Source organism: Trujillonella humicola, assembly GCF_046233715.1.
Classification (GTDB): Bacteria; Actinomycetota; Actinomycetes; order Mycobacteriales; family Geodermatophilaceae; genus Trujillonella; species Trujillonella humicola.
Window position 1 is genome coordinate 13,139 of the sequence record NZ_JBJNRJ010000077.1, and the last position, 5,561, is coordinate 18,699.

General features: G+C 76.9%; 8 protein-coding genes. 3 read left to right on the top strand and 5 right to left on the bottom strand.

Annotation, left to right across the window (positions count from 1 at the left end; all coding sequences use genetic code 11):
• Positions 1-201: 201 nt before the first annotated feature.
• From ACK586_RS23660 to idi, 4 genes are all read right to left on the bottom strand, one after another.
• Positions 202-468 carry a hypothetical protein gene (locus ACK586_RS23660; RefSeq protein WP_409332977.1) on the bottom strand — a complete coding sequence of 89 codons (267 nt, stop codon included), beginning with the start codon at positions 466-468 and terminating at the stop codon, positions 202-204.
• 10 nt (positions 469-478) lie between these two features.
• Entirely contained in the window at positions 479-1,258 is a 780-nt protein-coding gene (locus tag ACK586_RS23665; RefSeq protein WP_409332978.1) for an SDR family NAD(P)-dependent oxidoreductase, read from the bottom strand.
• A 173-nt stretch (positions 1,259-1,431) separates the two neighbouring features.
• A complete protein-coding gene (locus ACK586_RS23670) occupies positions 1,432-2,208 on the bottom strand; it encodes a polysaccharide deacetylase family protein (RefSeq protein WP_409332979.1) in 777 nt (258 codons plus the stop codon).
• A gap of 172 nt (positions 2,209-2,380) precedes the next feature.
• Positions 2,381-2,923 carry an isopentenyl-diphosphate Delta-isomerase gene (gene idi / locus ACK586_RS23675; RefSeq protein WP_409332980.1) on the bottom strand — a complete coding sequence of 181 codons (543 nt, stop codon included), beginning with the start codon at positions 2,921-2,923 and terminating at the stop codon, positions 2,381-2,383.
• A gap of 56 nt (positions 2,924-2,979) precedes the next feature.
• Here idi and ACK586_RS23680 point away from each other — a divergent pair, with 56 nt between their 5' ends.
• Together ACK586_RS23680 and ACK586_RS23685 are read left to right on the top strand one after the other, a co-directional pair.
• Positions 2,980-3,813 (top strand): alpha/beta fold hydrolase, encoded by an 834-nt coding sequence (locus ACK586_RS23680; RefSeq protein ID WP_409332981.1) that lies wholly within the window; start codon positions 2,980-2,982, stop codon positions 3,811-3,813.
• Between the two features lie 92 nt (positions 3,814-3,905).
• Positions 3,906-4,526: a pyridoxamine 5'-phosphate oxidase family protein gene (locus ACK586_RS23685; RefSeq protein ID WP_409332982.1), complete on the top strand. Its 621-nt coding sequence runs from the start codon at positions 3,906-3,908 to the stop codon at positions 4,524-4,526.
• A gap of 48 nt (positions 4,527-4,574) precedes the next feature.
• On the opposite strand, the gene ACK586_RS23690 is transcribed toward ACK586_RS23685, so the two are convergent.
• On the bottom strand, positions 4,575-5,090 hold the full coding sequence (locus ACK586_RS23690; RefSeq protein ID WP_409332983.1) for a dimethylamine monooxygenase subunit DmmA family protein: 516 nt from the start codon (positions 5,088-5,090) through the stop codon (positions 4,575-4,577).
• 182 nt (positions 5,091-5,272) lie between these two features.
• On the opposite strand from ACK586_RS23690, the gene ACK586_RS23695 reads away from it, so the two are divergent.
• Positions 5,273-5,461, top strand: coding sequence for a hypothetical protein (locus ACK586_RS23695; RefSeq protein WP_409332984.1), 189 nt, complete (start codon positions 5,273-5,275; stop codon positions 5,459-5,461).
• The last annotated feature ends 100 nt before the right edge of the window (positions 5,462-5,561 follow it).

The following is a 5,561-nucleotide window of genomic DNA, read 5'->3' on the forward strand; positions in this document are numbered from 1 at the left end:
CCCCCCAACGGTTGCGCACCCCCGGCGGGGCGCGGGGGCCGCCCCCGCACGACGAACTGCGCGGCGCACCGGTCGAGGCGGTCTGCGACGGCGTCCTCGACCGGCTGGTCCCCGACGGCACGGACGACGACGTCGCCCTGGTCGCCGTCCGGCTGGACGACGCCGGCCGCGCGCGCTGAACCTCCGGCGCGCCGGCCGGCGCTAGCCGGCGCGGAACTCCGCGTCCAGGCCGTCGTCCTGCGGGCCCCCCTCGGCGGGCAGCGGCGCCTCGTCCTCGGCCGCGCGCAGCTCGGCGTCCGGGGAGGGGCGGTCGGCGTCGTCCACGCCCCGCTGGAGCTCGGCCAGCAGCCGCTGCTCGTCGGGGCGCAGGTCACCGGCGCCGAGGTGCTCCCCGGGCCGGCCGGCGTCGGTGCCGCTGGCCATGCCGGAGTCGGGCAGGTCGGGCTCGGTCGTCTCGGGTCCGGTCATCACGACCTCCTCAGCGCGGGAAGTTGGGCTCGAGCCGCGGCACGATCTGCATCTCCGGCACGAACGCCGACGGGTGCAGGGTGACCAGGTACCGCACCATCTCGGCGACCGCGGCCGGCGGCATCATCAGGTGCGGCGGGATCCCCCACTGCTCCATCATCGGGGTGTCCATCGCCGCCGGGATCACGGCCTGCACGCGGCACGGGAACGGCCGCTCGGTGCCGTCGCCGGCCCGCGTGGCCTTCTCCCGCAGCTCCCGCTGGATGCACCGGGTGGCGTTGAGGAAGCCCGCCTTCGAGCCGTTGTAGGCGATCGCGCCGCTGCCGGAGGTGATCGCCGACAGGCTGACGACGTGCACGACGTCGGCGGTGCGGCCCTCGGGCAGGTGCTGCACCCGCTTCACGAACTCGCTGGTGAGGAAGATCGGGCCCTCGCAGTTCACCGCCTGCACGCGCCGGTAGTCGGCCAGGTCGATGTCGGTGACGTACCCGGGCCGGTCGATGCCGGCGACGTTGGCCAGGACGTCGAACGCGTCGCCGTGCTGCTCGAACAGCTGCGCGACGACCGCCCTGCGGCTGGCGTCGTCGGTCACGTCCAGGGCGACGACGTCGGCCTTCCCGCCGGCCTCGCCGACCAGCTGCGCCGTCCGCTCGCTGCCCGCGGCGTCGATGTCGGCGATCGCCACGTGCGCACCGGCCTCGGCCAGCGCGAGGCAGGTGGCCCGCCCCAGCCCGCTGGCGCCTCCGGTGACGAGCGCGACCCGCCCGTCCAACGACCCACTGCCGGCCATCCACGCCTCCGTCTCTCCTGTGCGCCGCGGAGATCACGGCGCCCGGCCAGCCTCGCCGATCCCGGGAGGGTTCGCAGGTCGGACGCCGTCCGCGTGCAGAAGTGCACTTCTGCCCGGCGCAGAAGTGCACTTCTGCCCCGGGCGGAATGGCGCTTCTGCCCGTCGGCGGGAGCTCAGGCCGGATGCGCCCAGACGTCGGCGAGCGTGACGCTCTCCAGGGCCCGGTCGTCCAGCAGCGCCGTCAGCTCGTCGAACACGGTGGTGACCGTGGCGTGGTTGGCGTGCCCGATGACGATCGACCCGGCGGCGAACCAGCGCCGGGCCGCGGCCAGCAACTCGTCGGCGGTGAGGACGCGGTGGTCGGCGAGGGTGCCCTCCCACATCGCGACGGTCGGGTGCCCGCAGTCGGCGGCGATGCGGTCGACCCGCTCGTCGCGGCTGCCGTAGGGCGGCCGGAAGAACGGCGTCCGCCCGGCGCCGAAGGTGTCGGCGAGGAAGCGGCGGTTGCGGGTGATCTCCGCCGCGACCGCCGCGTCGTCCAGGGTGCGCAGGTCGGGGTGGGACCAGGTGTGGTTGCCCAGCGCCACCTGGCCGGACTCGACCAGCGGTCGCAGGGCCTGGGCGTGGTCGGTCCAGGAGCGGTAGCAACCGTTGGGGAAGAAGGTCAGCCGCAGCCCGGTCTCGGCGGCCAGTGCGGTGAAGGCGCCGACCACCGCCGGGTTCGTCCCGTCGTCGATGGTGAGCGCGATCCGCGCGCCGTCCCCGGGCAGCCGGTCGACCACGCCCCGTGGCGGGAGCAGGGTCCCGGGCGGCTGGGCGGCCGCGGGTGCCACCAGCCGGCCCCGCGCCACGAGCTCGCGCGGCTCCTCGACCAGCCCGGCGGTGCCGCGGCCGACCGCGGCACCGAGCACTCCCGCGGCCAGCACCAGGACGAATCGGCGGCGCTCCACGCGGCGGGACGCTAGGAGGGGCGCCGGGCGCGTCCCGGCCAGCGACACCCCGCCGTCCGCGCGCCCGCCACGTCCGGTAGCCCCCCGCTCACCGCCGAAGTGGCCACTTCGGCGGGAGCATGGCGCACGACCGAACCGCCGACGTGGCTACTTTGGCGGTGAGGGGGCGGGATCAGGCGGCGGGGGCCAGGCCGGCGGCCTCGATCAGCCGCGCCTGCTCCCGGCACCAGGGTGACCACGCGTCGCCCTCGCTCTCCTGCCGGGCCCGGAACGCCGGCCAGCCCAGCAGCTCCCAGGCACCCACCTCGCCGGGGTCGGGCGCCGGGTCGCCGGTGAAGCGGCCGAGGTAGACCGGGCAGACCTCGTTCTCCACGACGCCGCGGAACTCGGCGCGGTAGCGGTACCCCGGCAGGGCAGGGCGCAGGTCGGTCACGCCGAGCCCGAGCTCGAAGGCGGCGCGGCGGGCGATCGCGGCGCCGTCGTCCTCGTCGGGGCCGGGGTGGCCGCAGACGGTGTTGGTCCACATCCCGGGGAACGTCTGCTTGCTCTCGGCGCGGCGGGTGACGAGCAGCCGGCCGTCGGCGGCGAAGAGGTAGGCCGAGAACGCCCGGTGCAACGGGGTCTCCCCGTGGTGCACCAGCGGCTTGGGCAGGGTGCCGATCGCGGTCCCGTCGTCGTCGACCAGCACGATCAGCTCCTCGCTCACGCCGACCATGATCCCCGAAGGAGGGCCGGCGTGCCGGGACGGGCGGGGTCGGGCACTGTTCGGGCATGGACAGCTTCCGCCGCGAGGGAATGGAGTTCGACGTCCGGGACGCCGGGCCGGCCGACGGCGAGCCGGTGGTGCTGCTGCACGGGTTCCCGCAGGACCGCACCGCCTACGACCGGTTGGCGCCCGTGCTGCACGGGGCCGGGCTGCGCACGCTCGCTCCCGACCAGCGCGGCTACTCGCCCGGCGCCCGCCCGACCGCACGCTCGGACTACCGGCTGCGGGAGACCGCGCAGGACGTGCTCGCGCTGCTCGACGCGGCCGGGCTGGAGTCGGCGCACGTCGTGGGGCACGACTGGGGCGGGATCGTCGGCTGGGCGCTCGGCGCGTGGTACCCCGAGCGGGTGCGCACCCTGACCGCCCTCTCGGTGCCCCACCCCGCCGCGATGGCCAAGTCCCTGGTCACCAGCGACCAGGCGCTGCGCAGCTACTACATGGCGCTGTTCCAGCTGCCGCTGCTCCCCGAGCGGCTCGTCCTCGCCGGCCGGGGAGCCGCCCTGCGCCGCACGCTCCGGCGCGGCGGGCTGCCGGACGAGGCGGTCGACCACTACGTGCAGCGGATGCGCGAGCCGGGGGCGCTGACCGCGGCGCTCAACTGGTACCGCGCGCTGCCCTTCGGGGCGCGCGACGCCGTCGGCCGGGTCCGCGTGCCGACGCTGCACCTTTGGAGCACGGAGGACGCCTTCCTCGGCCGGGCGGCCACCGAGGCGACCCGGCAGTACGTGACCGGCCCCTACCGGCTCGAGGTGCTCGAGGGCGTCTCCCACTGGATCCCCGAGCTCGCCGCCGCGCGCACCGCCGAGCTGGTGATCGCGCACGTCCGCACAGAGCGGTGAGCGCTCGGGGTGGCCCCCTGCAGGGGCCCGACGCGAGCTCGCGAGCGGCGGGGGGCAGGGGGTCCTTCGACTACCCCGCCGGTCCCCGCACGGTGCCCACCCGCCTGCGCGAGCGCGTCGGCTACGACCGCGCCGCCGTGCACGCCGTCCTGGACGAGGCGGTGGTCTGCCACGTCGGGTTCGTCGTCGACGGCCGGCCGGTGGTGTTGCCCCAGCTGCACGCCCGCGTCGGCGACACCCTGTACCTGCACGGGTCGACCGGGGCACGGGCCCTGCGCGCGGCCGCCGCGGGGCTCGACGTCTGCGTCACGGTCACCCTCGTCGACGGGCTGGTGCTCGCCCGCTCCGCCTTCCACCACTCGGTCAACTACCGCTCGGTGGTCGCGCACGGGACCGCGACGGTGGTGACCGACCCGGCGGAGAAGTCCGCCGCGCTGGCGGCGCTCGTCGACGCGGTGCTGCCCGGGCGCGGCGCCGGCAGCCGCCCACCGGACCGGCGGGAGCTGGCCGCGACCACCGTGCTCGCGCTGCCGCTGGCGGAGGTCTCGGTCAAGGTCCGCACCGGCCCGCCGTCCGACGACGACGAGGACCTGGGGCTGCCGCACTGGGCCGGCGTCCTGCCGCTGCGGACGGTGGCGGGCCTCCCCGAACCGGCGCCCGACCTCGCCCCCGGCATCGGCCTGCCGGAGCACGTGCGCGACTGGCACCGCTGAGGGCGCGGAGGAGGTCGGTGGGCGTCACGCCCACCGATCACCCCGCGGCTACGCGACGTGGTGGGCGGGGTCCGCGGCCACGCCGACGTGGGCACCCAGCGTGCGGGACGTCGACGCCGGCACCCGCAGCGGGACGGTGCACCCTCCGCAGTGCACCGTGTCCCCGGGCAGCACGTCGGTGTCGGTGGTGGCCGCGCAGTGCGGGCACCACACGCGCCGGAGGTCGGCGCCGGTGAGCGCGACCCGGATCTCCGCGTCGGCCATCCCGAGGCCCAGCGCCGCCTCCCGGGCGGCGCGGACGTCGTCCGCCGGGCCGGCGAGCATCAGCCCCCAGCCGGCCGGCGCCGCACGCACCATCCGCTCCAGCTCGGCCAGGCTGACGGTGTCGGCCCGCTGGGCGGCGGCCCAGGTGACCGGCGTGCTGGGCGGGACCTGCTGCACCCAGCGGCGGACCACCCGCATCCCGGCCGCCCCGAACGCGAGCATCCCGACGGCGTGGGCGGAGGGGTCGACGGCCGGTGGGGCCGCCTCGGTCGAGGGGGCCTGCGGCACACGCTGCGACATGGAGGCTCCGGGAGGACGGACGGCGGGAGGGCCCACGTTAGGGACCAAGGACCCTCACGGAGGTTACCGGATCGTTACTTCCCGTCCACAGCCCAGCACCGGCCGCTGCGGCCCGGCGCATGACCGTGGTCGGCCGGGGGCAGGGACGGCAGGTCCCGTCGCCCCACCACCCTGGAGGACCCGTGACCACCCGCACCCCCACCCGCTGGCGCCGCGCCGCCGTCGGCCTGGCCATCGCCGCCTCGGCCTTCTCCGTCGGCGCCTGCGGCGACGACGTCGTCGACGACGACATCCAGGAGGACGTCGAGCAGGGCGTCGACGACGTCGAGCGGGAGGTCGAGGAGGGCACGGACGGCGACGAGGACGGCTGAACCGCCGCGGGGGGGGGGGGGGGGGGGGGGGGGGGGGGGGGGGGGGGGGGGGGGGGGGGGGGGGGCGGCGGGGGGGGGGGGGGGGGGGGGGGGTGGGGGG

What these genes read in the sequence shown, in the direction of transcription:
- ACK586_RS23660 (WP_409332977.1), bottom strand. Translation starts at nt 468, where the DNA reads ATGACCGGACCCGAGACGACCGAGCCCGACCTGCCCGACTCCGGCATG.
- ACK586_RS23665 (WP_409332978.1), bottom strand. Translation starts at nt 1,258, where the DNA reads ATGGCCGGCAGTGGGTCGTTGGACGGGCGGGTCGCGCTCGTCACCGGA.
- idi (WP_409332980.1), bottom strand. Translation starts at nt 2,923, where the DNA reads ATGGTCGGCGTGAGCGAGGAGCTGATCGTGCTGGTCGACGACGACGGG.
- ACK586_RS23680 (WP_409332981.1), top strand. Translation starts at nt 2,980, where the DNA reads ATGGACAGCTTCCGCCGCGAGGGAATGGAGTTCGACGTCCGGGACGCC.
- ACK586_RS23690 (WP_409332983.1), bottom strand. Translation starts at nt 5,090, where the DNA reads ATGTCGCAGCGTGTGCCGCAGGCCCCCTCGACCGAGGCGGCCCCACCG.